A 26804-nucleotide genomic window follows, 5' to 3' on the forward strand; every position below is an offset into this window, starting at 1 on the left:
CGCTATGCCGTTGATTTCCGTGCGGCCTTCGCCCGAGAACCCCGATTGGGGCGGTCCCGGCACCGTGCTTAACATCGGTATGAACGCCGCCCATTAAGCTTGCACCACGCCGCACCAAGTGTATCCTGCGCCCGCAAAGTAAAGGTGCCGCAGTGCAGAAAATCGCCGAGTTCGCCGAGATCACCCCGAGTGCGGACATCCGCACCCCAGCCCACGGTTGGCGCGCAAAATGCCTGCAACGGCTGGTCCGGCTTGACCTGCCTGTACCCGAAACCGTGGCTCTGCCCGCCCAAACCGTCCGCGCGATTGCGGCGGGCCATCCGGTAGATGTCAAAGCGATCCTGACGCATTTCGGCGCTATGCCGTTGATTTCCGTGCGGCCTTCGCCCGAGAACCCCGATTGGGGCGGTCCCGGCACCGTGCTTAACATCGGTATGAACGCCGCCCAGCATGACCGCCTTGTAGAAACCAATGGCCGCGAAGCCGCTGACGCGCTCTATCTGCGCTTTGTGCAAGCCTATGCCACCCATGTCGCTCGCCTCGACCCTGATATGTTCGATTCCGGTAAACCGAATGCCGATAGCTTGCGCGATGCGCTGCGGCATTATGAACGCGAAATGGAAGAACCCTTCCCGGAAGACCCCGCGCAACAGCTTTCGGAAGTCCTGCGTTCGATGGCCCGCGCGTGGGAGGGCACTTCTGCCCGCCTACTGCGCCAAGCCAAAGGGGCGCCGGTAGAGGCCGCTTTGGGGCTTGTGGTGCAGGAAATGGCGCAAGGCATCGGGCAGGGGATTTCCGGCTCGGGTGTCATGCAATTCATTGATCCGGTGACCGGATTGGCATTGGTGAAGGGCCGCTATCTTGGGCAATCCCAAGGTCGCGATGCGCTGAAAAAGACCGAAGCGATTTACCTCACCCGCGACAAGCGCGGCCCGTCTTTGGAAGATATCGCCCCGGAAATCTTTGCCGACCTGATCCGCCACGGCGCTGTCTGTCGGCAAAAGCTGCGCGAAGAAATGCAGATCGAGTTCACCATTGAAGATGGCAAACTCTCGGTGTTGGACGCGATCAAAGTGCAACGCTCCGCCCGCGCGGGGCTGAAAATCGCGGTGGCTTTGGCCGATGATGGTGTGATCAGCCGCGAGGAAGCGGTGCTGCGCGTGGAACCCCGCGCGCTGTCGGAATTGCTGCACCCGCAAGTCGATATGCGTGCGGCGCGGGATGTGTTCGCCAAGGGCATCGCGGCCTCTCCGGGTGCTGCGGTGGGTCGGATCGTGTTCTCGTCGCAAGCCGCACAAGCCTCAGCGGCGCGCGATGAACCCTGCATCATGGTGCGCCGCGAAACTGCGCCCGAAGATATCCGCGGTATGCATGCGGCGGTCGGCGTTGTCACCGAACGCGGCGGTGTCACCTCTCATGCCGCCGTGATCGCACGCGGTTTGGGGGTGCCTTGTGTGGTGGGTGCATCGGGTATCCGTCTGGATCCAAAGGAGAAACGCCTTGTCGCTGCCGATGGCCGCGTGTTCAGCGAGGGTGATCTGATTACCGTTGACGGCACCACGGGCGACGTGCTGGCCGGTGCTGCCGAAATGCTCGCCCCCGCCTTGGACGACGCTTTCCGCAAGCTGCTGGGCTGGGCTGACAGCTTCCGTGACATTGGCATCCGCGCCAATGCCGACACCCCAGCGGATGCTGCGACGGCCCGGCAGTTTGAAGCGCAAGGCATAGGTCTGTGCCGCACCGAGCATATGTTCTTCGACGAAGACCGCCTTGTGGTGATGCGCGAAATGATCTTCGCCGATACCTCCAAAGACCGTGCTGCAGCGCTTGCCCGCCTGCTGCCGATGCAGCGTGCCGATTTCGTACAACTGTTCGAGATCATGGCGGGCCTGCCCGTCTGCATCCGGCTGTTCGACCCACCCCTGCATGAATTCCTGCCGCATAGCCGCGAGGGCCTGCGCGAACTGGCCGAGGCGCTTGATCGCCCGCTGTCGGAAGTCACCCGCCGCGCCGAAGCCCTGGCCGAGTTCAACCCGATGCTGGGGATGCGCGGCGTGCGCCTTGGTGTGGTCTTGCCGGAAATCTACGCCATGCAGGCGCAGGCGATCTTTGAGGCGACGGTTCAAGTCGCCCGCAAAGGCGCGCCGGTGGTGCCGGAAATCATGATTCCGCTGGTCTCGGCGCGGCGCGAGGTGGAGCTGGTCAAGACCCATATCGACGCGGTGGCCGCTGCGGTGCGGGTAAAATCCGGCGTGGCGTTTGATTTCAAACTGGGTGTGATGGTGGAAACCCCGCGCGCCGCCCTGCGCGCCGGAGAGATCGCCCAGCACGCGGCCTTCCTGTCTTTCGGCACCAATGATCTGACGCAGATGACCTATGGCCTGTCGCGCGATGATGCGGGCCGGTTCATGAACACCTATGTTCAACAGGGGGTTTTCCCGGAAGATCCGTTCCACACTTTGGATGTTGATGGCGTCGGAGAACTGCTGCTGATCGGTTGTGAACGTGGTCGTGCGACGCGGCCTGACCTGACAGTTTCGATCTGCGGCGAGCATGGCGGTAACCCCGAATCGATTGGCTTTTGCCGCAAGGCCGGCTTCGATTATGTGTCCTGTAGCCCGTATCGGGTGCCCTTGGCGCGCTTGGCGGCGGCTCATCTGGCATTGGCTGATCGTGTGGATATTCGGAAAATACCCACAATATCATGAATTTGTGCGGCGAAGTGAATGTATCGCTTTAAGGTTTTGCGCGGAAATCCGCTCAAATGTACGAAATTCACGTTGTAATTTTGCCACGCGGGTGGACCGCTGCAAATTCCTTCACTAGGCCAGTTCCTCGTCGCGTGGGGCTGCTCCCATCCGGCATTGCTGAAACAGACCGGGATACTGATATATGCGCTTCCACCAAGCCTGGACGAGTGCCGCTGCGGCGCTGTGCGTCCTAAGCGGGGCGGCCTTTGCCGATGTGACGGTAAGCCAGTCCAACGACCCGACCGTGTTGATGGGGTCGCAGATGGCATCCTTGCTGGGGGCTGAACACAAGGCCTTCGATACGCTGCCCGATGAGATGTTGACGGCGATGGCTGTGGGGCCGAAGCTGGTTGCGCCTGCGCCGCAGAAGCCAGCCAAAGCTGCGAAAGCCGACAAGAAATCCGGGCCGAAAAATCCCGTCTTGATCAGCTACACCCCCGATTGGCTGATGAGCCAGCCTGCTGCCACCGGCGATGCGCAATGGCAATGCCTGAAAACCGCAATCTATTTTGAAGCCCGCGGTGAGACGCTGCAAGGTCAGTTCGCCGTGGCCGAGGTGGTGCTGAACCGTGTCGACAGCCCGCGCTATCCCAAAACCATCTGCGGCGTCGTGCAGCAACGCGGCAGTGGCTCTTGTGCGTTTTCCTATTCCTGTGACGGCAACAAGGATGTGATGACAGATCGGACTTCTGCGGAAGTCGCGGGCCGCATTGCACGGGTGATGCTGGATGGCGCACCGCGCGCGCTGACCGCTGGCGCCACCTATTTCCACACCCGCGCCGTCAGCCCGTCATGGTCGCGTAAATTTGACCGGACCGCTGCCATCGGCGCGCATCTGTTTTATCGCCAGCCGTAAGAACGGCTTCCCCTTAGCGCGTTTGCTTTCCGGCAAACGCGTGAAATGCAAATCGGCTTTGGTCGCGCCTCTTGCGCTTCCTGTCGGGTTCGGACTAGGCGCTGTGCGGGGCAGGCTATAGCTTGCCCTGAATGCGTTTTGCCTTTCGGGGGCCCTATGACCAGCGACATCGCCCAAGCCTTCGCCCACCCGGAGGAACGTTCCATCGCTTCGGCCACCGCCGATCCGCGGGATCGCATCAGCCTGCGCGATCATATCGTCGAGGTTGATATTGGCGCATTTCAGAAAGAGCGTGGTCACACCCAGCGCGTGCTGTTCAACATCGTGGTCGAGGTGCGCCCCGCTGCACAGCCGTTGAACGACGATGTAGATCTGATCCTGTCTTACGACACCCTGACCGAAGCGATTGCGGCAGAGCTTGCTGCCGAACGCCTGAACCTGCTGGAAACCCTTGCCGAGCGCCTAGCCGAACGCATCCTTGCCGAGCCGCAAGCGATGCGGGTGTTCGTGCGGATCGAAAAGCTGGATGTCGGCCCCTATAAACTCGGCGTTGAAATCGTGCGCAGCCGGGCTGAGACCGCTGTCAAGGTTATGGGGCAGGATGGCGAAGAAGCCGCCGTACATCCGTTGGTGGTCTTCCTCGACAATGCGGCGATCATGGCGGCTGATCTGGAGACGCGGCTGGATGGCTGGCAAGCCCAAGGCCGCCCGGTGATCCTGACCGTGGGCCTGCCCGACATGGCCCGCCCGCAGACCGGCCATAAACCCACCCAGCGCCGCGTTGATCTGCTGGCGATCGAGCAAAACGCTTGGGTGCTGGCCGCCCGCGATCCGCGTTGTGTGGTAATGGCGACGCGGACCGAAATCGACTGGGCGATCAAGCGCGGGCAGATGGTGGTCTGGGCGCCGTCGAAATTGGTGCTGGACGCCGTCGATGGCCCGCACAGCCGCGAGCCAGTGGCGCTTGCCCTTTGGCTGGCAGAATTGATGGCGGCGGATCGTCTGGTGGTTCACGGCGATGTTGCACTTCCGGCGGGAAGCCGCGTGCCGGTGCAGCAGGCTTAAAGCTTCCCCCTTGCGACACAAGGTTTAGAGTTTTACCACAGGTCCATGACCTATATCCGCCCCATCCCGATGACCGACCCCGCCCGTCCTGCTGGCGCTTTGCCCTTGGCTGGCGGTTGGTGCTGGTTCTCGCATGTTGAAGTGATCGACCGCGACGCGCCGCCAATGCTGGTGCCAGCCTCGGATCTGGATGATGCGACCCGGCGCAGGCTTTCCACCAAGCGCGCAGATTTCGGCGGCTTGTCGATGGACCGCCCGCGCATCATGGGCATCCTGAACGTGACACCCGACAGCTTTTCCGATGGCGGGTTGTTCTTGCGCCCCGAAGCCGCGCTGATGCAGGCGCGCAAGATGGCGGCAGGGGCCGACATTCTGGACATTGGCGGTGAAAGCACCCGGCCCGGCGCGGTTGAGGTTGAAGCCTCCGAAGAAACCGCGCGCACCGCCCCCGTCATTGCGGCCCTGCGAGACGGTGGCCTTGATGTGCCAATCTCCATCGACACCCGCAAGGCAGCGGTGGCAGATGCCGCCTTTGCGGCGGGGGCCACGATCCTGAACGATGTCACGGCGCTGCAGTTTGATCCGGCCATGGCCGCGGTGGCGGCAGCATCGGGTCGCCCGGTGATCCTGATGCACTCGATTGCGACGCCCGAGACGATGCAGGTCGACCCGCATTATGATGATGTGCTGCTGGATGTATACGACGCCCTCGCCGGCCGTCTGGCAGAGGCAGAGGCCGCAGGCATCCCGCGCGACAAACTGGCGATTGACCCCGGCATCGGCTTTGGCAAAACCCTCCAGCACAACCTGACCCTGCTGTCGCGGCTGTCGCTGTTCCACAATTTGGGCGTGCCGGTGCTGCTGGGGGCCTCGCGCAAACGCTTCATCGGCACGATCAGCGCCGAGGCGGATGCACAGAAACGGCTTCCCGGCAGTCTGGCCGTCGCCCTTGCCGGGGTGGCGCAGGGGATGCAGATGATCCGTGTACATGATGTGTCTGAGACCCGTCAGGCTTTGTCCTTGTGGCAGGCCGCAACAACAGGAGGCGCGGCATGACCCGCAAACTTTTCGGCACCGATGGCGTGCGTGGCACCGCCAACACCTATCCGATGACCGCCGAGATGGCCTTGAAGCTGGGGGCCGCAGCGGGTCGGTTTTTCCGCCGCGATGGCAGCACCGCGCATCGGGTGGTGATCGGCAAGGATACGCGGCTGTCCGGCTATATGCTAGAGAACGCCTTGACGGCGGGGCTGACCAGTACGGGGATGAATGTGCTGCTGCTTGGTCCGGTGCCGACGCCAGCGGTGGGGTTCCTGACCCGTTCGATGCGAGCTGATCTGGGGGTAATGATTTCTGCCTCCCACAACCCGCACCACGACAATGGCATCAAATTCTTCGGCCCGGATGGTTTCAAGCTGTCCGACGCCGCAGAGATCGAGATTGAAGCGATGGTCGAGGCCGATATCGTGCTCGCCCAACCGGAAAACATCGGTCGCGCCAAGCGGATCGATGATGCCGTTGGACGCTATCAGGAATTCGTCAAGACCACCTTCCCCGGTGGGCTGCGGTTGGACGGGCTGAAAGTGGTGATCGACTGCGCCAACGGTGCCGCCTACAAGGCCGCGCCCGAGGTTTTGTGGGAACTCGGGGCTGAGGTGATCCCGGTGGGGGTCAGCCCAAACGGTAAGAACATCAACCAGCGCTGTGGGTCGACCTACACCCAGACCGCCGCCGAGGCCGTGGTGGCGCATGGCGCGCATGTTGGCATCAGTCTTGATGGCGATGCCGACCGGGTGATGATCTTGGATGAGACCGGACGGGTGGCTGACGGCGATCAGATCATGGCGCTGTTGGCGGGGCGTTGGGCGGATGAGGGCCGCTTGCAGGGCGGCACTCTGGTCGCCACCGTGATGTCCAATCTGGGGCTGGAGCGGTTTATGACGGGCCGGGGCCTGCGGTTGGAGCGGACCTCCGTGGGGGACCGCTATGTCGTGGAAGCGATGCGGCGCGGTGGGTTCAATCTGGGTGGCGAACAGTCGGGCCATATCGTGATGACCGACTATGCCACCACTGGCGACGGCCTGATCGCGGGCTTGCAATTTCTGGCCGAGATGGCGCGGTCGGGGATGGCTGCCAGCGAATTGGTGCGGCAGTTTGAAACCGTGCCGCAGATGCTGAAAAACGTCCGCTACGCGCCGGGGTTGGAGCCGTTGAAGACCGAGGCGGTGAAGGCGGTGATCGCGGCGAAGGAAGCGGCGATCAAAGGCAAGGGGCGGATTTTGATCCGCAAATCCGGCACCGAGCCGCTGATCCGGGTGATGGCGGAATGCGAGGACGAGGCAATGCTGCGGGATGTGGTGGATGAGATCGTCGGGGCGGTTCAGGCTGCGGTTTGAGGGCGGTCCCGAGTTGGGACCATTTGGAATTTGTATGAATAACAGTGGGTTGTGATTTTCCGTTTAGGAGGTTTTAAGCTTTTGAGGCGGGTTTCCTCGGTCCGCGCCGGGGGTTTCACCCCCGGACCCCCAGAGTATTTCTAAAAGAGCAAACTGGCTGCGCCGGAGTGTGGGGCTTCCGCAAAAGGCTGGTCATAAGATCAAACCGGTACGCGTCTGTAGGCGACGCGCCAGATGATCAAGCCGAGGATGACACCAAGCAGGCTGATCCATAGGGAAGTCCTTAGCGCATCTGACCAACCCAAGGCGGTTAACTGATGATCTTTCCACGTCTGACCCTTAGAATTGCTCGCCGAAACCAGTGAACTGGAATAGCCAGTAAACAAATTGGTCATCAGTGCAATCCATGTGGTGCCCGTCACAACACCGCCCGCGAGGCTTGCATGAAGCCAGTGGCGCAGACCGAATTTGTGCATCGCAAACCATATCGGTCCGCCGAGAAAGAGGATTGCGAAAAACCAGATGAGATAAGCAAAAAAGTAAAAGAGACTCATCTCATATAGGTCAGCACGGCCCGCCCATATGTATGTGACAAGCCCAGCACCGATAGCCGCCGCAACATTCAGCGCGATGAACACTCGGTGATTGGTTGTGTCGTAAAGCGCTGTGCGATTGAACAAACTCATGACCTCTGGCGTGTTCTGATAAGTAGACTATAGCGCTACAGCGCGAATGCAAAAGGCCGAAGCAATGCTCCGGCCTTCGTCTTTATCGTAGGGTGGGTGAAACCCACCGCCCGCTTAGTTCCGCGCGCGGTCGACCATTTTGCCTTTGGAAATCCAAGGCATCATGTCGCGCAGCTTTTTGCCGACCAGTTCGATCTGGTGTTCGTCGTTCGAACGACGCGAGGCTTTGATCGTCGGCTGACCCACGGCGTTTTCCAACATGAAGTCGCGCACGAATTTGCCAGATTGGATGTCGGACAGCACGGCTTTCATGCGGGCTTTGGTCTCATCATACGGCAGGATGCGCGGGCCGGAGACGTATTGGCCATATTCTGCGGTGTTCGAGATCGAGTAATCCATGTTGGCGATGCCGCCTTCATAGATCAGGTCGACGATCAGTTTCACTTCGTGCAGGCATTCAAAATAGGCCATTTCCGGCTCGTAGCCGGCTTCCACCAGCGTCTCAAAGCCCATACGGATCAGCTCAACCAAGCCGCCGCAGAGAACGGCTTGTTCGCCGAACAGGTCGGTTTCGCATTCTTGACGGAAGTTGGTCTCGATGATGCCGGAGCGGCCGCCACCGATGCCCGAGCAATAGGACAGGCCGATTTCCATCGCCTTGCCGGTCGCATCGGTATGCACAGCCACCAAGCAGGGCACGCCGCCGCCTTTGGTGTATTCGCCGCGCACGGTGTGGCCGGGGCCTTTCGGCGCCATCATGATGATGTCGACGCCCTTTTTCGGCTCGATCAGGCCGAAATGGATGTTCAAGCCGTGGGCGAAGGCAATCGCCGCACCTTCACGGATGTTGTCGTGGACGTATTTCTTGTAGGTTTCAGCCTGCAATTCGTCGGGCATGGTGAACATGATCAGGTCGGCCCAAGCAGCGGCTTCAGCGATGCCCATGACCTTCAGGCCTTCGCCTTCGGCTTTCTTGGCGGAGGGCGAGCCTTCGCGCAGGGCGACAACAAGGTTCTTCGCGCCCGAATCGCGCAGGTTCAGCGCATGGGCGTGGCCTTGGCTGCCGTAGCCGAGGATGGCGACTTTTTTGTCTTTGATGATGTTCACATCGCAGTCACGGTCGTAATAGACGCGCATTGGGGCGCTCCTTCTTGGGTTGATGGGCGCAGCATAGGGATTTCTCCGGTGTTTCGCGTGCATTGTTTGACTATTTTTGCAGTTTACTGGATAGATCATGCGCTAAATCGCAATTTTCGGATAGATCATGCAGATAGATGATACGGATCGCAGGATTTTACGACATCATCTGGCAGAACCGGGGCTGCCGCGGGCGGATTTGGCTGAGCGGGCCGGGGTGACGCAGGCGACGTTGTGGCGACGGTTGGAGCGGTTGACCGAAGCCGGGGTGATTGCGCCCGCGCGGGCGGTGATTGATTGGCGCAAGCTGGGCTATGAGGTTGAGGTGTCGTTGCGGTTTACGTTGGACAAGACCAATCCTCGGGCGTTTGACGAGTTTATTGCCGCGGCGCGTGAGGTGCCGGAGGTGGTGGCGATTGAGACGTTTCTGGGCCGGGTCGATGTGCGGCTGAACGTGATCGCGCGGGATATGGCACAGTATCAAGAGGTGTATCGGCGGCGGATTCTGGCTTTGCCGCATATCGCGGAGGTCGATGCGCTGATGCTGATCGCGACGATCAAGGATTCGGAAGGGCTGCCGCTATGATTGATCTGGATGATCTGGACCGGGCGATTTTGCGGGATCTGGGCTTGGATGCTGGGGTGTCGGCGGGGGAGTTGGGGCGGCGGTTCGGGCTGTCACAGCCAGCGGCATGGCGGCGCGTGAAGCGGTTAGAGGCGGCTGGGGTGATTGCGGGGGCCCGCGTCGATGCGGATCGCGCGGCTTTGGGCTTTGGGGTGACGGTGTTTCTGGGGGTGAAGCTGGCCACCAAGGGACGGGTTTCGCTGGAGGATTTTGAGCGGGCGGTGATGGCGATCCCGGAAGTGCAGGTGGTGCAGCATGTGCTGGGGCTGTTCGATTACCGATTGCGGGTGGTGGCGCGGGACATTGCGGATTTTGAGCGGGTGCTGCGGCGGCGGATCATGACTTTGCCGGGGGTGGGGCAGGTGGAGGCGAATGTGCTCTTGACCGAGGAGCGGCGGCCGGGGCCTTTGGGGTAGCGGACTTTCAGGATTTAGCGACAAGGCCTTCTGCGAAAAGCGTGAAGGAGGTGTCGGTTTTTGCGCGGCGTTGCGGGAAATTGCCGCTAGATTGCGGCAAAGCTTATCAGGAGTGCTGCGATGAAACTGCCCCATGCTCATGTTGACCCGGATGGGTTGGAAGAATTCTCGGTGGTGTTCACCGATCGGTCTTTGAACCACATGTCGGCGAAGTTTCAGGGCGTGATGCGCGAGGTCTCGGGGCTTTTGCGTGAGGTTTATAACGGCGCTGCGGTGGCTTTGGTGCCGGGTGGCGGGACTTACGCGATGGAATCGGTGGCGCGGCAGTTTGGGCAGGGCTCGGCCTTGATCGTGCGGAACGGGTGGTTTTCGTATCGCTGGAGCCAGATCTTTGAGGCGGGCGGGTTTGCCGAGCCGACGGTGGTGATGGCGCGGGCTTCGGGAAATGGGGCGCAGGCGGCTTTTGCACCGCCTCCGGTCGAGGAGGTTTGTGCGAAGATTCGTGAGGTGCGGCCAGAAGCGGTGTTTGCGCCGCATGTCGAGACCTCGTCGGGGATCATTCTGCCGGATGACTATATCGCGCAGGTGGCTGCGGCGGCGCATGAGGTGGGGGCGCTGATGGTGCTGGATTGCATCGCCTCGGGCTGCGTTTGGGTGGATATGGAGGCTGTGGGCGTGGATGTGCTGATTTCCGCGCCGCAGAAGGGGTGGTCGGCTTCTCCGGCGGTGGGGATCGTGGTGATGAGCGCGCGGGCGGAGGCTCGGTTGGCGGAGACCACCTCGAACAGTTTCGCGCTGGATCTGAAGAAATGGCGCAGCATCATGGCGGCGTATGAGGGTGGCGGGCATGCGTATCATGCCACGATGCCGACCGATGCGATTGTTGGCTTCCGCGATGCGATGCTGGAGACCAAGGCGATGGGGTTTGAGGCCGCCAAGGCAGCGCAGTGGGCATTGGGCACGGCGGTGCGGGGGCTGCTGGCTGAAAAGGGTGTGGCTTCGGTGGCGGCGGAGGGGTTTCAGGCTCCGGGCGTCGTGGTGAGTTTCACCGAGGATCCGGCGGTGCAGAACGGCGCGAAGTTCCGGGAATTGGGGATGCAGATTGCCGCCGGGGTGCCGTTGCAGGTGGGCGAGGGGGCGGAGTTCCGCACTTTTCGGCTGGGGTTGTTTGGGTTGGACAAGTTGGCTGATGTTGGGGCCACGGTGGCGCGGTTGCGGCGCGGGGTGGACGCGGTTTTGTGATCTGTCCGCGTGTGGACAGGGGGGCGGATTGTTATTTATCAGGGGGTTAGCGGTATGTCGTTAACCCATTGGTAAGGATTGCTGCCGCCGGGGAGGCGATTTTCGGGAAGGCCGAAAATCGTGGTCCGGGCGCGCGGGTCTGCGGGTTTTGCGCTGTTGTTTTGGGTTGCTGTGGTGGGAGTGCTCCGCACGGGAGTATTTCGAAAAGAGCAAATCCGGGGGCGGTGCTCAAGTGGACAGGCCGCGTGTTGCGGCCTGTCGCATGGGTGGAGCGTTTGGGCCGGGCCCCGATTTTCGGGTTGAAAATCGTCCTGGAGGCCGTCTCAGGTTTGCGAGCCGCCGACTGTCAGGCCGCCGATCAGCAGGGTGGGTTGGCCTACCCCCACTGGCACCCATTGGCCGGCTTTGCCGCAGTTGCCGATGCCGGGGTCGAGTTTCAGGTCGTTGCCGATGGCGCGGATTTGTTTCAGCGCGGTGGCACCGTCGCCGATCAGGGTGGCACCCTTTACCGCTTCGCCGATCACGCCATTGCGGACGCGGTAGGCTTCGGTGCAGCTGAACACGAATTTGCCGTTGGTGATGTCAACCTGACCGCCGCCGAAGCCGACCGCGTAGATGCCGTCTTTCAGCGAGGCGACGATGCCAGCCGGATCATCCTTGCCGGACAGCATATAGGTGTTGGTCATGCGGGGCATCGGGATATGGGCGTAGCTTTCGCGCCGACCGTTTCCTGTGGCGGCAACCCCCATCAACCGCGCGTTCTGGCGATCCTGCATATAGCCAACCAAGCGGCCATCTTCGATCAGGGTGTTTTTCTGCGACGGCGTGCCTTCGTCATCGACCGAGATCGAGCCGCGCCGGTTGGGGATGGTGCCATCATCCAGCACGGTGACGCCGGGGGCCGCGATCATCTGGCCCATCAGGCCCGCGAAGGCGCTGGTTTTCTTGCGGTTGAAGTCACCTTCCAGCCCGTGGCCAATCGCCTCATGCAGCAGGATGCCGGGCCAGCCGGGCCCCAAGACCACATCCATCATGCCTGCGGGGGCGGGGACGGCATCGAGGTTGACCAGAGCGATGCGCAGGGCCTCTTTCAGCATCGGCTGCCAGTGGCTGGCTTCCATCAGGGCGGCCAAGCCGTAGCGGCCACCGCCGCCGGTGCCGCCTTGCTCGCGTCGGCCCTTGTCTTCGATGATCACCGAGACGTTCATCCGGGCCATCGGGCGCACATCACTGTAGCGCAGGCCTTCGGGGCGCAGGATTTCCACCTCTTGCAGGCCTGCGGCGATGGTGGCCGAGACTTGCACCACACGCGGATCAAGTGCGCGGGCATAGGCGTCGATCTCTTTCAGCAGGTCGATTTTCACCGCAAAGACCGCATCGGCCATCGGATCGGCGTCGCCATAAAGCTTGATATTGGTGCGGGCGGGGGCATCGGCCAGCGTGCCGCCGCCGTCGCCTACGGCCAAGCGGGCGGTCTCTGACGCGCGTTTCAGCGCGGATTCAGAGATTTCGGTAGAATGGGCGTAGCCTGCGACCTCACCCCGCACCGCGCGCAAGCCAAAGCCTTCGGAGGCGTCGTAGCTGGCATTCTTGATGCGGCCATCGTCGAGCACGATGGCTTCGGAGCGGCGGCGTTCAAAGAACAGCTCGCCATCATCGGCCCCAGCGGTGGCGGCGCGTAGGGTGGCAAGGGCTGTGGCTTCGTCCAGATGCGACTCGAACGGGCGGAACGGGGTGTCGGTGGAGGCGGTGGACATCAGCACGGAGCCTTTCAGGGCGCGATTTGGCCCGGTTGAAGCGAACTTAGGCGGCGGGCGGGGGCATCGCAAGGCGCGGTTTGGGGTTTTCACGGCGACGTGCGGGCCAGCTGCGGCGATTGCGTGCGATGCGGCTCGGCTGTTGCCAACACCGCGCGCTTCGCTGCTGCGTGGGATTTTTGCTTTGATCTGGCGCAAGTGGGGCGGTTTTGCCGCAGCTTACTCTTGTCGGGAAGCGGCTAATATGGTTTCACAGGCCAGAGATAACGGGATTCTGCCCCCTGTTTGGGCATGGTCAAAAAGGCGGTATGCAAGCCGCCCTTGGATACGGGAAATGAACATGCGTCTTATGTCGTCTTTCAACGCTGCCGCAGTAGCTGGCCTTGGTCTGCTGATGCAGTCGGGCACCGCCATGGCGCAGGCTTTGGAAACCGTGGGGGCTCCGGTTCCGTATGGCACCGAGCATCAGCCCGCCGCGACCAACATCGCGCGCGATCTGCAATGGTTGGATCATATGATCCTGATCATCATCGGCCTGATCGTGGCCTTTGTGACGCTGCTGCTGCTGTATATCATCGTGCGGTATAACCGGAAACGGAACCCGGTGCCTGCGACCTTCACGCATAACTCGCCGCTGGAAGTGGCATGGACCATCGTGCCGATCCTGATTCTGGTGTTCATCGGCTCGTTCTCGCTGCCCGCCTTGTTCACCCAGCAGGAAATTCCGGTGGCCGATATCACCATCAAGGCGACGGGGAACCAGTGGTACTGGTCCTATGAATACCCGGATGTGAAGGTTGCCGAGGATGAGACGCTGCGGTTCGACGCTTTCCGCATAGACGGTGCGACCAAGATTGATGACGCTGCCGCAGGCTGGGGCGATGATCAGCCGATGTCGACCGCCAATGTGATGAGCGATGTCGCGGTGCAGAAGCTGGCCTATTACGGCTACAAGAAAGAAGATTTCCTGCTGGCCACCGACAACGCCGTGGTGATCCCGGTGGGCAAGACCGTGGTGATGCAGGTGACCGGCGCGGATGTGATCCACGCTTGGGCGATGCCAGCCTTTGGTGTGATGCAATCGGCGGTGCCGGGGCGTCTGGGGCAGCTGTGGTTCAAGGCCGACCGTGAGGGCGTCTATTTCGGCCAATGCACCACTTTGTGCGGCAAGGACCATGCCTATATGCCGATCACCGTCAAAGTGGTCAGCCAGGCGGCTTATGACGCGTGGATCGCGCAGGCGACGACCACGGGCAATATCCGGCTCGCGGCAAACTGAGACCCAAGCTATGGCAAAGAGGGCTCCCGCAGTTGGGGGCCTTCCCTATACCAGAAAGCCAGGACGTTATGACCGATATCCGGTCTTTTGAGGCCCCGAAAGAAGCGGGATTTGGCGATTACGTGCAGCTCTTGAAGCCGCGCGTGATGTCGCTTGTGGTGTTTACCGCGATGGTCGGGCTGCTGGTGGCACCGGTGCGGTTGCACCCTGTCGAGGCGTTTGCGGCGATTTTGTTCATTGCGCTGGGGGCTGGGGCTTCGGGTGCGCTGAACATGTGGTGGGACGCCGATATCGACGTGATCATGCGCCGGACCAAGGGGCGTCCGGTGCCTGCGGGGCTGGTGCAGCCGGGTGAGGCTTTGGCGATTGGTCTGGCGCTGTCGGGCATTTCGGTGGTGATGCTGGCGCTGGCGACCAATCTGCTGGCGGGGGCGTTGCTGGCGTTCACGATCTTCTTTTATGCCGTCGTGTATTCGATGTGGCTGAAACGTTCGACGCCGCAGAATATCGTGATTGGCGGCGCGGCTGGGGCCTTCCCTCCGATGATCGGCTGGGTGGCGGTGACGGGATCTGTCTCGGTTGAGGCGGCGTTGATGTTCATGCTGATCTTCATGTGGACGCCGCCGCATTTCTGGGCTTTGGCCTTGTTCATGAACGAGGATTACTCGAAAGCCGGGGTGCCGATGCTGACGGTGACGCATGGCAAGCGGGTCACGCGCAACCATGTGCTGGGCTATACGCTGGCCCTGATTCCGTTTGCGCTTGGTCTGGGGCTGACCTCGATCGGCGGGCCGGTTTATATGGCGGTGTCGGTGCTGCTGAATGCCGAGTTTTTGCGCGGGGCCTACCGGATCTGGCGGCGCGATGAGGCGGTGGCAGAGGCTGACAACTACAAGGTGGAGAAATCGGTGTTCCGGTTCTCACTTTTGTATCTGTTCTTGCATTTTGGCGCGTTGCTGGCCGAAGCCGTGCTGCATACCTATGGAATGGGGGGCTGGTGATGGCATTTCCTACACCGGAACATGAGATTCACCGCAGGCGGTTTTCGCGCAATCTGGGTGTGGGGCTGGCGCTGGTCAGCTTTGTCGCGCTGGTGTTTGCGCTGACCGTGGTGAAGGTGACGCAGGGCGATCTGGGCCATGCCAATGACATGCCGGGGATGTTCGGCTCGACCGTGCCCATTGCGCCGGAAGAGCCTGCACCGGCACCCGCCACGCCGCAGGTCAGCCCATGAGGAAATCGGTGAGCGCGCAGAAGAAAACCGCAGCCTATCTGGCCGGGGTGGCCGCGTTGATGCTGTCGCTGTCGTTTGCGGCGGTGCCGTTCTACGACTGGTTCTGCCGGGTAACGGGCTATGCCGGGACCACATCGGTGTCTGCCTCGGGCGGTGCGGCTGAGGTGCTGGATCAGACGGTGAAAATCCGCTTTGACGCCTCGCTTGAAGCCGGGATGCCGTGGGAGTTCCGCGCGATGCAGCCGTCGATGACCATTCGCATCGGCGAGACCGGGCTTGCCTTCTATGAGGCTTATAACCCGACCAACAAGCCGGTGGGCGGGCAGGCGAGCTATAATGTGACGCCGGATCAGTCGGGCGGTTATTTCACCAAGATCGAGTGTTTCTGCTTCACCGAGCAGATTTTGCAGCCCGGTGAGCGGGTGCAGATGCCGGTCAGCTTTTACGTTGATCCCGAGATCATGAAAGACCCGGAAGCGAAACTGATCAAGGAAATCACCTTGTCTTACACCTTCCACGTCGCTGATATACCGGAAAAACAGGCGGCCCTTGCTGTCCAGCCCGCTCTTGCCGACGCACCCGCCAAAGCGCTAGAATAAAACTAAGAAAACCGAGGGAACCCAATCATGGCCCACGCCAAGAACCACGACTACCATATTCTGCCGCCGTCGATCTGGCCGTTTGCCGGTGCGCTTGGCGCGTTCATCATGCTGTTTGGGGCGGTGCTGTGGATGCACGGTTCGGGCCCGTGGATGGGGCTGATCGGCTTCGCGCTCGTGCTTTACGTCATGTATGCATGGTGGGCTGAAGTGGTGCATGAGGGCCAGACCGGCGATCACACCCCGGTGGTGCGGATCGGTCTGCGCTATGGTTTCATCCTGTTCATTATGTCGGAGATCATGTTCTTCTCGGCATGGTTCTGGACCTTCTTCAAACACGCGATGTATCCGATGGGGCCGCTGTCGCCGCTGAAAGATGGCGTTTGGCCGCCTGAAGGCATCGTGTTGTTCGATCCGTGGCATCTGCCCTTGATCAACACGCTGATCCTGCTGTGTTCGGGCTGTGCTGCGACCTGGGCGCACCACGCCTTGGTGCATGAGAACAACAACCGCGAAGCCATGAAGCAGGGCCTGATCCTGTCGATTGCCTTGGGCGTGCTGTTCACCTTCTTCCAGGCCTATGAATACAGCCACGCGGCTTTCGGGTTTGCCGGAAACATCTATGGCGCGACCTTCTTCATGGCGACCGGGTTCCACGGCTTCCATGTGGTGATCGGCACGATCTTCCTGACGATCTGTCTGATCCGCACCTACAAGGGCCATTTCACCGCCGAACAGCATGTCGGGTTCGAGGCTGCGGCCTGGTACTGGCACTTCGTGGACGTGGTCTGGTTGTTCCTGTTCGCTGCCGTTTACATCTGGGGCGGCCAGTAAGCCTTCAGAACGAAGACAGCGCGCGGGCCCGATGCGGCCCGCGCAGCTTTTTCAGGGTTTGGTCATGAAATTCCGTTTGATGTCTGCGCTGCTGCTGGGTTTGGCGGGCGTGGCATTTCTGTGCAGCCTTGGCATCTGGCAAGTGCAGCGCATGTATGAAAAACGCGCGCAACTGGATGAGATGACGGCGGGGATTTCCGAGCCTGCGGTGGTGGTGCCTGCGGTGTTGGACCCTGAACGCGATCGCTATCGCCCGGTGATCGCAGCGGGGCAGTTTACCGGAGAGACGCTGTATGTGCTGTCGGGTCAGCCGATGGTTGGCGCCGGGGTGCAGGTGATCTCGGTTTTGCAGATGGCAGACGGGCGGCGCTTGCTGGTGGACCGCGGCTTTCTGCAAGATGATGACAAGCACAAGGCGCTGCATGTGCGCGATGTGACGGTGCAGGGCAATCTGATGTGGCCGCGCGACAGCAATGAATTTACCCCACCGCCTGATGCCAAGACCGGGCTGTGGTTTGCCCGTGATGCCGACGCGATGGCGGCAGTTTTGCACACCGAGCCGACATTCATTGTCGCGCGTGTGCCAACGGGCGACGGGATCGAGGCGATGCCGATTGATACATCGTCTATTCCCAATGATCATTGGGGCTATGCAATCACATGGTTTTCGCTGGCCTTTGTGTGGGCGGTGATGACAGCGGGGCTGGTCTGGCGTATCAGGCGGCAAATCTAGGGGGGACGGATGCGGTATATCTCGACGCGGGGGCAGGCTCCGGTTTTGAATTTCAGCGAAGCGATGATGACAGGGCTGGCGCGCGATGGCGGGCTGTATGTGCCAGAGGTCGTGCCTGCGATGTCGAAGGCTGAGATTTCGGCGCTGGCGGGTTTGCCCTATGAGGAAATCGCGTTTCGGGTGATGCGGCCGTATCTGGGCTCGACCTTCACGGATGCCGAGTTCAAGGGGCTGCTGGCCAAGGCTTATGCGGGTTTTGGCCATGCGGCGCGCGCACCTTTGGTGCAACTCGGGCCGAACCATTTCCTGCTGGAGCTGTTTCACGGCCCGACTTTGGCGTTCAAAGACTTTGCCATGCAGCTGATCGGCCAGATGATGCAGGCGGCTTTGGCCAAAACCGGCGAGCGGATTACCATTGTCGGGGCGACCTCGGGCGATACCGGGTCGGCGGCGATGGAGGCGTTTCGGGGGCTCGCCAATGTCGATTTGTTCATTCTGTATCCGCATGGGCGTGTCAGTGATGTGCAGCGCCGTCAAATGACCACGCCGTCTGAGGCGAATGTCTATGCCTTGGCGATGGATGGCGATTTTGACGATTGCCAGGCCCGCGTGAAGGATATGTTCAACGATTTCGCCTTCCGTGATGGTGTGCGTCTGGCGGGGGTGAACAGCATCAACTGGGCGCGGGTTTTGGCGCAGGTGGTGTATTATTTCAGCGCGGCGGTGGCTTTGGGCGCGCCGGAACGTTCTGTCAGCTTCACTGTGCCGACGGGCAATTTCGGTGACATTTTCGCGGGCTATATCGCGCGGAAAATGGGGTTGCCGATCGAGCAGCTGGTGATCGCGACCAACCAGAACGACATTCTCGACCGGGCGATGAAGACCGGGGATTATGTGCAGAACGGGGTGACGGCCTCGATCTCGCCGTCGATGGACATTCAGGTCAGCTCGAACTTTGAACGTGCGTTGTTTGATGCCTATGGCCGCGATGGGGCTGCGATTTCGGCTTTGATGGAAGAGTTGAAAGCGGGCGGGTTCCATATTTCCCAAGGGGCTATGGCGATGCTGCGCGAGACGTTTGCGTCGGGGCGCTGTTCGGAAGAAGAAACCACCGCGACGATTCAGAAGGCCTACGCGGCAACTGGGGAAATCCTGTGCCCGCATTCCGCCGTTGGGGTGAAGGTGGCCGAGGAGCATCTGAGCGCGGCCCCGATGATCACCCTTGCCACGGCGCATCCGGCGAAGTTTCCCGATGCGGTTGAGGCGGCAATGGGCGTGCGGCCGCAACTGCCGCCGCGCATGGCGGACTTGTTTGACCGCCCGGAACGTGTCACGCGTGTGCCGAATGATCTGGGCGCTTTGCAGGCGCTGATCCGCGAAAGGATTGCCCGTTGAGCCTTGCATCTGCCGGTCTGCGTCTGACCACTCTGCCGAACGGCTTCCGCATCGTCACCGAAAACATGCCGGGGCTGCTGTCTGCCAGCGCCGGGATCTGGGTGATGGCGGGAGGGCGGCACGAAAAGCCCAAGCAGAACGGCATCGCGCATTTTCTGGAGCATATGGCGTTCAAGGGCACCAAACGGCGCACCAGCTTGCAGATTGCTGAGGAAATTGAGGATGTTGGCGGTTACATCAACGCCTATACCTCACGCGAGATGACCGCCTATTACGCACGGGTGTTGCAGGCGGATGTTGGCCTCGCGCTGGATGTGATTGGCGATATTGTTCTCAATCCGGCCTTCGATAAGAAGGAAATCGAGGTTGAGCGCCATGTGATCTTGCAGGAAATCGGTCAGGCGTTGGATACGCCGGATGATATCGTGTTCGATTGGCTGCAAGAGGCGTCTTATCCCGATCAGGCGTTTGGTCGCACGATTCTGGGGCCGGAAGAGCGTGTATCCTCTTTCACCCGCAAGGATTTGCAGGGCTTTGTGGCTGAACACTACGGGCCCGGCCAGATGATTTTGGCGGCGGCGGGTGCTGTCGATCACGACGCGATTGTGAAACAGGCCGAGGCGATGTTTGGCAGCATGAAGGCCAAACCTGCGACGACATTCCAGGCGGCGACCTTCAAAGGCTCGGAGCGTCGTGAGGTCAAGGATCTGGAGCAGGTGCATTTCGCGATGGCGTTTGATGCGCCCGGCTATCGGCACCCGGACGTTTATACGGCGCAGGTCTATGCGATGACGATGGGCGGCGGCATGTCGAGCCGCCTGTTCCAGAAGGTGCGCGAAGAACGCGGCCTTTGCTATTCGATCTTCGCGCAGTCGGGGGCTTATGAGGATGCAGGCCAGATCACGCTTTATGCAGGCACCAGCGCCGAGGAAATCGGCGAGCTGACCCAGATCACGATGGATGAATTGAAGCGCGCGGCGGATGATATGTCTGAGGCCGAAGTGGCCCGTGCGCGGACGCAGATCAAGGCGGGGATGCTGATGGGGCTGGAAAGCCCGTCGTCTCGGGCCGAACGCATCGCGCGGTTGCTGGCGATTTATGACCGGGTGCCGGGGGTCGATGAGGCTGTCGCGCGGATTGACGCGGTGACGGTGGGTGATGTGCGGCGCTATGCTGGCGAGCTCGCAGGGTCGGATTCGGCGCTGGCGCTGTATGGCCCGGTTGCGGATGCCCCCTCGCTTGAGGATATCCGCAAGCGTCTGGCGGCATAATGCTATCGTTCCGCCGCCGCCCCACGGTTGAAACCGAACGAATGACTTTGCGGTTGCCGGTGCATGGCGACTACAAAGCTTGGGCGGGTCTGCGCGAGGCTTCGGTGGAGCATTTGACGCCGTGGGAGCCGGTCTGGGCGCACGACCACCTCAGCCGTAAGGCGTTCACCAACCGGGTGTATTGGGCGGGGCGGGCGGAAGCCACCGGCACGGCCTTGCCGATGCTGATGTTTCGTCGTGAGGATCGGCAGTTGCTGGGGGCTGTGACGCTGGACAACATCCGGCGTGGTCCGGTGCAGGCGGGCACGATGGGCTATTGGATCGGTGCGCCGTTTGCGCGGCGCGGCTATATGAAGGAAGCGGTGCAGGCTTTGGTGCATTTCGCCTTCGCACAACTGGACCTTTCCCGGATTGAAAGTGCGTGTTTGCCGGAAAACCTTGCTTCGCGCGGGGTTTTGGAGAAATCCGGCTTTAAATATGAAGGCGTCGCGCAATCTTATTTGCAAATCAACGGGCGCTGGCGGAACCATGTGTTATACGCCAACTTACGGAACGACCGACGTGGTCGCACGGACGTAGGCTAATCCTACGCCGGAGCGGGTGGGGTCCTGTCTGGAGAGCCCTATGAGTGAAGTGAAAGTCCTGCTGCTGCGCGGCGTGAATGTGTCGGGCGCCAACCGCCTGCCGATGCCGGAGTTTCGGCAAATGCTGCTGGAACAAGGGCTTCAGCAAATCCACACCCATCTGCAAAGCGGCAATGCGGTGTATCTTGATCCGGGCGTGGCCGAGGTTGAGACGAAAATCACCACCGCGATGAAAGAGCGTTTCGGCTTTGCGCCGCCGATGTTCGTGATGACGCTGAAAGAATATGATGCGATTTTGGCGGCGAACCCGTTCAAAAAGCAGGGTGCGGCGGATGGCGCTGCGGTGCATATCTATTTCCTCGCCAGCCCTGCGGCGGCTGCGGCGGCACAGACTTTGTCGGCCCATGCGGCGAATGGTGAGCAGATCTTGTTCACTGACAAGGCGGCATATCTGCTAGCACCGAACGGAATCGGGCGCTCGGTTCTGGCGACGAAGCTGGAGACGGGTCTGAGCATGGTGAAGACCGCGCGCAACCAGACCTCGGCCACGGCGATTGCAGCTTTGGCCCGCACGATCACTGTGTGAGCCTGCGATCAAGACCTTGAGTGAGACGACACCATGCTGAACCCTGCCGACCTTGCGTTTGTTGATCATCTGCGTCGGCTGCTGCCCGATGGGACTTTGCGCGCAGCAGAACCCCGCTATCTGGAAGAGCCGCGCGGGCGCTGGCAGGGTTTGGCGGGGGTGGTGGCGCTGCCTCGGACAGTTTCGGAAGTGTCGGCGGTGGTGCGGGCTTGTGCAAGTGCGCGGGTTGGCATCGTGCCTTGGGGTGGCGGCACCGGGCTGGTCGGCGGGCAGTTGATGTCTGAAGGGCCAGCGCCTGTGGTGCTGTCGCTGGAGCGGATGGCGGCTTTGCGCGGCAGCTATCCAGAGGAAAACGTGCTGGTGGTCGAGGCCGGGATGATCCTGGCCGATGTGCAGGCCCATGCGACGGCGGCGGGGCGGGTGTTTCCGCTGGCTTTGGCGTCAGAGGGCACCTGCCGGATTGGTGGCAACCTGTCCACCAACGCCGGCGGGCTGAACGTGCTGCGCTATGGCAATGCGCGGGATTTGTGTCTGGGCATTGAGGCGGTTCTGCCGGATGGCAGCGTTTTCAACGGCTTGAAGCGGTTGCGCAAGGATAACACCGGCTATGATCTGCGGCATCTGCTGATCGGGGCCGAGGGGACTTTGGGCGTGATCACCGCCGCCAGTCTGCGGCTGTATCCGCAGCCGGGGGTGATTGGCACGGCGTTGTTGGCGGTGGAAAGCCCCGCGGCTGCGTTGCGGTTGCTGTCACTGGCCGAGACGCGGCTGTCGGGGATGGTGTCGGCGTTCGAGCTGATCGGGCGGATGGGGCTGGAATTTCTGGCCGAACGGATCCCCGAGGTGAAACTGCCGATCGGGATGCCGGAATGGATGGTGCTGATCGAAATCGGCCTGCCGAGCGGCTTCGGGCTTGCCGAGGATCACTTGGGCGGGCTGTTTGAGGCTGGGCTGGAGGCCGGTCTGGTGTCGGATGGCGTCATTGCGGCGTCGGAAGCGCAGCGGGCGGGGTTGTGGCGGATCCGCGAGGCAATCCCGGAAGCCAACCGGATGATCGGCGCGGTCAGCAGCCATGATATCTCGGTGCCTTTGGGGCTGGTGGCGGAGTTCATCGCCAAAGCGGGGCCTCGGCTGGCGGCGATGGGCGATTTCCGGGTGAATTGCTTTGGCCATCTGGGCGATGGCAATCTGCATTACAACGTGTTCCCGGCGTTTGGCCGCAGCCGGAAAGACTATGAGCATCAGCGCGATGCGGTGAAGGCCTGCGTGCATGATCTGGTCGATGAATTGGGCGGGTCAATGTCTGCCGAGCATGGTCTGGGGCGGCTGAAGGTGGAGGATCTGGAGCGTTACGGCGATCCGGGCAAGCTTGCGGCGATGCGGGCGATCAAGGCGGCGCTGGACCCGGTGGGGATTATGAATCCGGGCGCGGTGCTGCGCGGATAACGCGCGGTTTCGGCGGAAATTTGTTCATCTGTCGGGGGGATTGGGGAACGGACCGCAGGTTTCGCGGTTTCTGCGGTATCATGCCGAAACTGGAGGACCAATCATGAGCTATGTTCAGGGATTTATAGTCGCGGTGCCGAAGGCGAACAAGCAAGCCTATCTCGACTCTGCGCGGGCTGTTGCGCCGATTTTTCAAGAATACGGCGCGCTGCGTATGGTTGAAACGTGGAGCGAGACGATTGCCGACGGCAAAGTGACCGACTTCAAACGCGCGGTATTGGCCACCGAAGATGAAGCGATTGCATTTTCGTGGATCGAATGGCCGGACAAGCAGACCTCTGACGCCGCAGAAGCCAAGATGCAGACCGATCCGCGCATGAAAAACATGATGGATATGCCATTTGACGCCAAGCGCATGGTCTGGGGCGGGTTTGATCCGATCTTTGATACGCAATCGTAGCGGGTCAGGCGTCAAGAAACGCCCTGCCGGTAAACCGACAGGGCGCTGGGGTTGGGTGGGTAACGTGTTGCAAGCAGCGTCACCCTAAGGCTGGGTTGGCCTTAGAAGCTCAGGTCTAGAATGATTCGGTAAACGGACCGTTAAGCGGTTTCAGTTTAGCGTGACTTCGGTGTGACCGAGGACGCAGGCGGTTTTTGGCATTTGCAGTTGGAGCCGCCTAAAGCCCCTCAAAGGCGCAGAGGGCGTGGACCTCCATGCCCATGTCTTCCAGCTTTTTGCGCCCGCCCAGATCGGGCAGATCGACGACAAAGGCGCAGCCGACCACCTGCGCGCCAAGGCGCTCGATCAGTTTGATGCCAGCCTCAGCCGTGCCGCCGGTCGCCAGCAGATCATCGACCAGCAGGATTTTCTCTCCGGGCTGCATGGCGTCGTCGTGGACCTCGACCACCGCCTCGCCATATTCCAGCGTATAGGCTTGGCTGATGGTCTGGCCCGGCAGCTTGCCCTTTTTACGGATCGGCACGAAGCCGGTGGAAAGTTGATGCGCCACAGCGCCGCCAAGGATGAAACCGCGCGCTTCCAGCCCCACCACCTTATCAATCCGCATCCCGGCGTAGGGGGCGAGCAACTGGTCAACGCACATGCGAAAGCCGCGTGGATCGGCGAACAGCGTGGTGACATCGCGGAACAGGATGCCTTCGTGTGGGAAATCAACAATGGTGCGGATGTAGTCTTTGACGGTTTTCTTGGCAGAGGACATCGGCGGGCCTTTCAGAAGTCGGGTTTGTTTACCATCAGCCAGAACACCCCGACAAGGGCTGCAAAAGCGGGCCAGCCCAAGGCGAACCAGATGCGGTAGAGTTTCCGGGCTTGTGGTGGCAAGGGCGTGCCTGCGGCAAGAGCCTCGGCAGCGAGGTCGCGGATTTTGAGTTGCAGGACGACAACCGGGGCCCAGCACAGGAAGGCGAAGATATAGAGGGCGTAGGTGGCCAGAAGCCACGGCTCAATCAACGAATAGCCCGCAAGGTAGATCAACCAGAGGCCGGTGAGGGGTTGGATGATCCCGGCGGGGGTGGTGAAGATCCAGTCGGCGATCACCACGCCGGATGCAACCGAGTGGATGGTTTCCACGCGGCCCGTCCGCATCGCCCAGACCATCTGAAACGCAGTGCCCATGCCGGTGCCGAACAGCACGGTCGAGGACAGGATATGCAGCCAGCGGGCAGTCAGATACGCGTCCATCAGCGCTCCTCGGTCAGGGCAAGATGGGCCAGCAGCAGGGCGAGGATAGGCAGGTTTTTCAGCAGGCCGCCGAATGGGTCAAGCCAGAGCGCCGGGGCAATCAGCGTCAGGCCAAGGGTGTAGCCCAGCACCATCATGATTTGCAGAATCGCGGTGGTTTTGGGTCGCCAGTTGCGCAGCAAGGCAATACCGAGGGCGGCGTCGGCAAGGCCTCCGGCTTTGGCGAGGATCAGCGCGAGCGTTGGGGGCAGGGCGATCTGGGCGAGGTATGTCTCGGGCGGTAGCAGCAGGCCGAGGGCTGCCGAGGTGAGCCAGAGGGCGGCGAGGGTCAGGCGGATCAGCGGTTTCAGCAGATAAAGCCGCGCCTGCCACAAGTCTTGCGTGCCCGCCGGGCGGGTTTGCAGGAATTGGCTGAAAGGGCGGGGGTGGTGCTGGAGTTTCGCCAGCAGCGGCGCGGGATCGGCCAGAACGCCCTGTTCCAGTTGCGCGACCGAAGTGGCGGAAATCGGGCCGATGTGCAGCGCGTCGCCGATTTGACCCAAGCGGTGGGCAAGGGGCAGCGGGATGTGCCAAAGCGGGCGGTGTGGCAGGCCGAGCCAGCTTTGCGTGGCGCGCAGCATGCCGGTTTGGCTGACAGTCTGCGGCCCGCCGATCTGCCACGTGCCGGGTCCGGGGGGCGATTGCAGGCAGTGCAGGGCCACGGCGGCAAGGTCGCTGGCGTGGATCGGGTTGAAGGATTGCTCGCCCGTGCCGATCACCGGGGTGACGAAGGGCAGGGCGGCGAGGGCGCGGATCAAGGAGGAGCCGCCGTAAGAGGTGTCGGCCAGCACAAGGCCCGCGCGCAGAATGGTGGCCTCGGCGGCACGGGCGGTGGCTTCGCCCTCGCGCCGCCAGTGCGAAAACGGCGTGTCGGCCTCGATGCCGATGGCCGAGATCAGCAGGGCCTGCGTGCCGGGGTGGCGGGCGGCATAGGCGGCTGCGGGGGCTGTGACATGCACGGCTTGAAAGGCGCGGGTGGTCCCGGTCAGCAGGCCAGCGGCGTTGATGATATGGGTGTTGGCATCAAGATGCGGCTGCCAGAAGGCGGGGGCATGGGTGGCGCGGTTGTTGAAATCGGCGTGCAGGGTGGCAAAGCCCATGCGGGCCAGTTTGCTGGGGTTGCGGGCTTGGGCGGTGACTTGGATGCCGTTTTCGCGCAGATGAAAGGCGATGTGGCGGCCGATAAAACCGTCGGCCCCCAGCACCAGCACTTTCATTTTCAGTTCGGGCATTTCAGCACGCGCCCCGCCACGGCGTCGAGTTTGGCAAGCAGGTCTGGGTCGCGTTTGTCGGGCGCGGTCATCAGCGCGTAGGTCAGGGCGCGGTCACAGCCGTGCGGGCAGGTCGGGTGATCGGGCAGCAGCGCGGGCAGGTTGGTGACAAGATTGCGGGCGGCGTGGGCGTTGGCGGTCAGGGTCTGGATCACCGCGGCCACGTCGACCGCGCCGTGGTCTTGGTGCCAGCAATCGAAATCGGTGATCATGGCGAGCGAGGCGTAGCAAAGCTCGGCTTCGCGGGCGAGTTTGGCTTCGGGCATCCCGGTCATGCCAATCACATCGGCGCCCCAGCTGCGGTAGAGGCGGGATTCCGCGAGGGTCGAGAATTGCGGACCTTCCATCGCGAGGTAGGTGGCGGTTTCGTGGGTCTTGATCCCGGCTTCGCGGGCGGCTTGCAGGCATGCTTGGCCGAGGCGGGGACAGGTGGGGTGGGCGAGGGAGACATGGCCGACGCAGCCTTGCCCGAAGAAGCTCTTCTCGCGGGCAAAGGTGCGGTCGATGTATTGGTCGACCAGCACGAAATCGCCGGGGTGGTAATCGGGGCGGAGGCTTCCCACCGCTGAAACCGCGAGGATATCGGTGCAGCCGAGGCGCTTCAGGGCGTCGATATTGGCGCGGTAGGGCACGGATGTGGGGGAGTGGACGTGGCCGCGGCCGTGGCGGGGCAGGAAGGCCATCGGGGTGCCGTTGAGGCGACCCAACAGGATTTCATCCGAGGGTTTGCCCCAGGGGGTGGGAACTTTGACCCAGGATGCGCCTTCGAGGCCGTCGATCTGATAGACGCCAGAGCCGCCGATGACGCCGATCATGGGGGCGGGGGGCTTGGGGGTCATTGCGGGCTCCGGGCTTGGTGTTCGCAGGGAGTTTAGGGGCGGATTGCGGGCAGGGGAAGCGG

General features: G+C 61.8%; 27 protein-coding genes. 20 read left to right on the top strand and 7 right to left on the bottom strand.

Annotation, left to right across the window (positions count from 1 at the left end; all coding sequences use genetic code 11):
- Positions 1–152 precede the first annotated feature (152 nt).
- The 5 genes from U1A24_RS20835 to glmM all read left to right on the top strand — a co-directional run bounded on the left by U1A24_RS20835 (position 153) and on the right by glmM (position 7067).
- The gene (locus U1A24_RS20835) at positions 153–2708 is read left to right on the top strand and encodes a putative PEP-binding protein (protein ID WP_322323907.1); all 2556 of its coding nucleotides are present in this window, start codon (positions 153–155) and stop codon (positions 2706–2708) included.
- Between the two features lie 184 nt (positions 2709–2892).
- On the top strand, positions 2893–3606 hold the full coding sequence (locus U1A24_RS20840) for a cell wall hydrolase (protein WP_322323908.1): 714 nt from the start codon (positions 2893–2895) through the stop codon (positions 3604–3606).
- Positions 3607–3762: 156 nt separating this feature from the next.
- A complete protein-coding gene (locus U1A24_RS20845; RefSeq protein ID WP_322323909.1) occupies positions 3763–4671 on the top strand; it encodes a dihydroneopterin aldolase in 909 nt (302 codons plus the stop codon).
- A gap of 45 nt (positions 4672–4716) precedes the next feature.
- Positions 4717–5727 carry a dihydropteroate synthase gene (gene folP / locus U1A24_RS20850; protein WP_322323910.1) on the top strand — a complete coding sequence of 337 codons (1011 nt, stop codon included), beginning with the start codon at positions 4717–4719 and terminating at the stop codon, positions 5725–5727.
- Complete coding sequence (glmM, locus tag U1A24_RS20855; protein ID WP_322323911.1) at positions 5724–7067, top strand: phosphoglucosamine mutase; 1344 nt, start codon at positions 5724–5726, stop codon at positions 7065–7067. The genes folP and glmM overlap by 4 nt, the downstream gene beginning before the upstream one ends.
- Positions 7068–7267: 200 nt before the next feature.
- Here the strand turns inward: glmM and U1A24_RS20860 are convergent, their stop codons facing one another.
- Together U1A24_RS20860 and ilvC are read right to left on the bottom strand one after the other, a co-directional pair.
- Positions 7268–7753 carry a hypothetical protein gene (locus U1A24_RS20860; protein WP_322323912.1) on the bottom strand — a complete coding sequence of 162 codons (486 nt, stop codon included), beginning with the start codon at positions 7751–7753 and terminating at the stop codon, positions 7268–7270.
- A gap of 114 nt (positions 7754–7867) precedes the next feature.
- Positions 7868–8890 (bottom strand): ketol-acid reductoisomerase, encoded by a 1023-nt coding sequence (gene ilvC / locus U1A24_RS20865; protein WP_322323913.1) that lies wholly within the window; start codon positions 8888–8890, stop codon positions 7868–7870.
- A 127-nt stretch (positions 8891–9017) separates the two neighbouring features.
- On the opposite strand from ilvC, the gene U1A24_RS20870 reads away from it, so the two are divergent.
- The 3 genes from U1A24_RS20870 to U1A24_RS20880 all read left to right on the top strand — a co-directional run bounded on the left by U1A24_RS20870 (position 9018) and on the right by U1A24_RS20880 (position 11173).
- Positions 9018–9476: an Lrp/AsnC family transcriptional regulator gene (locus U1A24_RS20870; RefSeq protein WP_322323914.1), complete on the top strand. Its 459-nt coding sequence runs from the start codon at positions 9018–9020 to the stop codon at positions 9474–9476.
- Positions 9473–9931: an Lrp/AsnC family transcriptional regulator gene (locus tag U1A24_RS20875; protein ID WP_322323915.1), complete on the top strand. Its 459-nt coding sequence runs from the start codon at positions 9473–9475 to the stop codon at positions 9929–9931. The genes U1A24_RS20870 and U1A24_RS20875 overlap by 4 nt, the downstream gene beginning before the upstream one ends.
- Before the next feature lie 120 nt (positions 9932–10051).
- On the top strand, positions 10052–11173 hold the full coding sequence (locus tag U1A24_RS20880; protein WP_322323916.1) for an aminotransferase class V-fold PLP-dependent enzyme: 1122 nt from the start codon (positions 10052–10054) through the stop codon (positions 11171–11173).
- Positions 11174–11496: 323 nt separating this feature from the next.
- Here the strand turns inward: U1A24_RS20880 and tldD are convergent, their stop codons facing one another.
- On the bottom strand, positions 11497–12930 hold the full coding sequence (gene tldD, locus U1A24_RS20885; protein ID WP_322323917.1) for a metalloprotease TldD: 1434 nt from the start codon (positions 12928–12930) through the stop codon (positions 11497–11499).
- Positions 12931–13270: 340 nt separating this feature from the next.
- On the opposite strand from tldD, the gene coxB reads away from it, so the two are divergent.
- The 12 genes from coxB (at position 13271) to U1A24_RS20945 (ending at position 23351) form a co-directional block, all read left to right on the top strand.
- Positions 13271–14209 carry a cytochrome c oxidase subunit II gene (gene coxB, locus U1A24_RS20890; protein WP_416173513.1) on the top strand — a complete coding sequence of 313 codons (939 nt, stop codon included), beginning with the start codon at positions 13271–13273 and terminating at the stop codon, positions 14207–14209.
- A gap of 68 nt (positions 14210–14277) precedes the next feature.
- Positions 14278–15210, top strand: coding sequence for a heme o synthase (cyoE, locus tag U1A24_RS20895; RefSeq protein ID WP_322323918.1), 933 nt, complete (start codon positions 14278–14280; stop codon positions 15208–15210).
- The gene (locus U1A24_RS20900) at positions 15210–15443 is read left to right on the top strand and encodes a hypothetical protein (RefSeq protein WP_322323919.1); all 234 of its coding nucleotides are present in this window, start codon (positions 15210–15212) and stop codon (positions 15441–15443) included. Before cyoE ends, U1A24_RS20900 begins: the two co-directional genes overlap by 1 nt.
- Positions 15440–16042: a cytochrome c oxidase assembly protein gene (locus tag U1A24_RS20905; RefSeq protein WP_322323920.1), complete on the top strand. Its 603-nt coding sequence runs from the start codon at positions 15440–15442 to the stop codon at positions 16040–16042. Before U1A24_RS20900 ends, U1A24_RS20905 begins: the two co-directional genes overlap by 4 nt.
- Before the next feature lie 27 nt (positions 16043–16069).
- On the top strand, positions 16070–16876 hold the full coding sequence (locus U1A24_RS20910; protein ID WP_322323921.1) for a cytochrome c oxidase subunit 3: 807 nt from the start codon (positions 16070–16072) through the stop codon (positions 16874–16876).
- A 64-nt stretch (positions 16877–16940) separates the two neighbouring features.
- Positions 16941–17609 carry an SURF1 family protein gene (locus tag U1A24_RS20915; RefSeq protein ID WP_322323922.1) on the top strand — a complete coding sequence of 223 codons (669 nt, stop codon included), beginning with the start codon at positions 16941–16943 and terminating at the stop codon, positions 17607–17609.
- Between the two features lie 9 nt (positions 17610–17618).
- Complete coding sequence (thrC, locus tag U1A24_RS20920) at positions 17619–19004, top strand: threonine synthase (protein WP_322323923.1); 1386 nt, start codon at positions 17619–17621, stop codon at positions 19002–19004.
- The gene (locus tag U1A24_RS20925) at positions 19001–20275 is read left to right on the top strand and encodes a pitrilysin family protein (RefSeq protein ID WP_322323924.1); all 1275 of its coding nucleotides are present in this window, start codon (positions 19001–19003) and stop codon (positions 20273–20275) included. Before thrC ends, U1A24_RS20925 begins: the two co-directional genes overlap by 4 nt.
- Positions 20275–20859 (top strand): GNAT family protein, encoded by a 585-nt coding sequence (locus U1A24_RS20930; RefSeq protein WP_322323925.1) that lies wholly within the window; start codon positions 20275–20277, stop codon positions 20857–20859. Before U1A24_RS20925 ends, U1A24_RS20930 begins: the two co-directional genes overlap by 1 nt.
- Positions 20860–20899: 40 nt before the next feature.
- A complete protein-coding gene (locus U1A24_RS20935) occupies positions 20900–21445 on the top strand; it encodes a DUF1697 domain-containing protein (protein WP_322323926.1) in 546 nt (181 codons plus the stop codon).
- Between the two features lie 33 nt (positions 21446–21478).
- Positions 21479–22891, top strand: a complete 1413-nt coding sequence (locus tag U1A24_RS20940; protein ID WP_322323927.1) for an FAD-binding oxidoreductase — start codon at positions 21479–21481, stop codon at positions 22889–22891.
- A 103-nt stretch (positions 22892–22994) separates the two neighbouring features.
- Positions 22995–23351: a DUF1428 domain-containing protein gene (locus tag U1A24_RS20945; protein ID WP_322323928.1), complete on the top strand. Its 357-nt coding sequence runs from the start codon at positions 22995–22997 to the stop codon at positions 23349–23351.
- A gap of 217 nt (positions 23352–23568) precedes the next feature.
- Here U1A24_RS20945 and U1A24_RS20950 read toward each other — a convergent pair whose 3' ends face one another.
- From U1A24_RS20950 to U1A24_RS20965, 4 genes are read right to left on the bottom strand one after another with little or no spacing between them, the layout of a single operon-like run.
- On the bottom strand, positions 23569–24111 hold the full coding sequence (locus U1A24_RS20950; protein WP_322323929.1) for an adenine phosphoribosyltransferase: 543 nt from the start codon (positions 24109–24111) through the stop codon (positions 23569–23571).
- A gap of 11 nt (positions 24112–24122) precedes the next feature.
- Positions 24123–24593, bottom strand: a complete 471-nt coding sequence (locus U1A24_RS20955) for a DUF2269 domain-containing protein (protein WP_322323930.1) — start codon at positions 24591–24593, stop codon at positions 24123–24125.
- Positions 24593–25864, bottom strand: coding sequence for an SDR family oxidoreductase (locus U1A24_RS20960; RefSeq protein ID WP_322323931.1), 1272 nt, complete (start codon positions 25862–25864; stop codon positions 24593–24595). The genes U1A24_RS20955 and U1A24_RS20960 overlap by 1 nt, the downstream gene beginning before the upstream one ends.
- Entirely contained in the window at positions 25852–26742 is an 891-nt protein-coding gene (locus tag U1A24_RS20965) for an S-methyl-5'-thioadenosine phosphorylase (protein ID WP_322323932.1), read from the bottom strand. Before U1A24_RS20965 ends, U1A24_RS20960 begins: the two co-directional genes overlap by 13 nt.
- Between the last annotated feature and the right edge of the window lie 62 nt (positions 26743–26804).

It is taken from the genome of Cypionkella sp. (assembly GCF_034376685.1).
Classification (GTDB): Bacteria; Pseudomonadota; Alphaproteobacteria; order Rhodobacterales; family Rhodobacteraceae; genus Cypionkella.

Excerpts from the sequence above, each read along its gene's own strand:
- U1A24_RS20840 (WP_322323908.1), top strand. The coding sequence starts at position 2,893 with ATGCGCTTCCACCAAGCCTGGACGAGTGCCGCTGCGGCGCTGTGCGTC.
- U1A24_RS20845 (WP_322323909.1), top strand. The coding sequence starts at position 3,763 with ATGACCAGCGACATCGCCCAAGCCTTCGCCCACCCGGAGGAACGTTCC.
- folP (WP_322323910.1), top strand. The coding sequence starts at position 4,717 with ATGACCTATATCCGCCCCATCCCGATGACCGACCCCGCCCGTCCTGCT.
- glmM (WP_322323911.1), top strand. The coding sequence starts at position 5,724 with ATGACCCGCAAACTTTTCGGCACCGATGGCGTGCGTGGCACCGCCAAC.
- U1A24_RS20860 (WP_322323912.1), bottom strand. The coding sequence starts at position 7,753 with ATGAGTTTGTTCAATCGCACAGCGCTTTACGACACAACCAATCACCGA.
- ilvC (WP_322323913.1), bottom strand. The coding sequence starts at position 8,890 with ATGCGCGTCTATTACGACCGTGACTGCGATGTGAACATCATCAAAGAC.
- U1A24_RS20870 (WP_322323914.1), top strand. The coding sequence starts at position 9,018 with ATGCAGATAGATGATACGGATCGCAGGATTTTACGACATCATCTGGCA.
- U1A24_RS20875 (WP_322323915.1), top strand. The coding sequence starts at position 9,473 with ATGATTGATCTGGATGATCTGGACCGGGCGATTTTGCGGGATCTGGGC.
- U1A24_RS20880 (WP_322323916.1), top strand. The coding sequence starts at position 10,052 with ATGAAACTGCCCCATGCTCATGTTGACCCGGATGGGTTGGAAGAATTC.
- tldD (WP_322323917.1), bottom strand. The coding sequence starts at position 12,930 with ATGTCCACCGCCTCCACCGACACCCCGTTCCGCCCGTTCGAGTCGCAT.
- coxB (WP_416173513.1), top strand. The coding sequence starts at position 13,271 with ATGCGTCTTATGTCGTCTTTCAACGCTGCCGCAGTAGCTGGCCTTGGT.
- cyoE (WP_322323918.1), top strand. The coding sequence starts at position 14,278 with ATGACCGATATCCGGTCTTTTGAGGCCCCGAAAGAAGCGGGATTTGGC.
- U1A24_RS20900 (WP_322323919.1), top strand. The coding sequence starts at position 15,210 with ATGGCATTTCCTACACCGGAACATGAGATTCACCGCAGGCGGTTTTCG.
- U1A24_RS20905 (WP_322323920.1), top strand. The coding sequence starts at position 15,440 with ATGAGGAAATCGGTGAGCGCGCAGAAGAAAACCGCAGCCTATCTGGCC.
- U1A24_RS20910 (WP_322323921.1), top strand. The coding sequence starts at position 16,070 with ATGGCCCACGCCAAGAACCACGACTACCATATTCTGCCGCCGTCGATC.
- U1A24_RS20915 (WP_322323922.1), top strand. The coding sequence starts at position 16,941 with ATGAAATTCCGTTTGATGTCTGCGCTGCTGCTGGGTTTGGCGGGCGTG.
- thrC (WP_322323923.1), top strand. The coding sequence starts at position 17,619 with ATGCGGTATATCTCGACGCGGGGGCAGGCTCCGGTTTTGAATTTCAGC.
- U1A24_RS20930 (WP_322323925.1), top strand. The coding sequence starts at position 20,275 with ATGCTATCGTTCCGCCGCCGCCCCACGGTTGAAACCGAACGAATGACT.
- U1A24_RS20935 (WP_322323926.1), top strand. The coding sequence starts at position 20,900 with ATGAGTGAAGTGAAAGTCCTGCTGCTGCGCGGCGTGAATGTGTCGGGC.
- U1A24_RS20940 (WP_322323927.1), top strand. The coding sequence starts at position 21,479 with ATGCTGAACCCTGCCGACCTTGCGTTTGTTGATCATCTGCGTCGGCTG.
- U1A24_RS20945 (WP_322323928.1), top strand. The coding sequence starts at position 22,995 with ATGAGCTATGTTCAGGGATTTATAGTCGCGGTGCCGAAGGCGAACAAG.
- U1A24_RS20950 (WP_322323929.1), bottom strand. The coding sequence starts at position 24,111 with ATGTCCTCTGCCAAGAAAACCGTCAAAGACTACATCCGCACCATTGTT.
- U1A24_RS20955 (WP_322323930.1), bottom strand. The coding sequence starts at position 24,593 with ATGGACGCGTATCTGACTGCCCGCTGGCTGCATATCCTGTCCTCGACC.
- U1A24_RS20960 (WP_322323931.1), bottom strand. The coding sequence starts at position 25,864 with ATGCCCGAACTGAAAATGAAAGTGCTGGTGCTGGGGGCCGACGGTTTT.
- U1A24_RS20965 (WP_322323932.1), bottom strand. The coding sequence starts at position 26,742 with ATGACCCCCAAGCCCCCCGCCCCCATGATCGGCGTCATCGGCGGCTCT.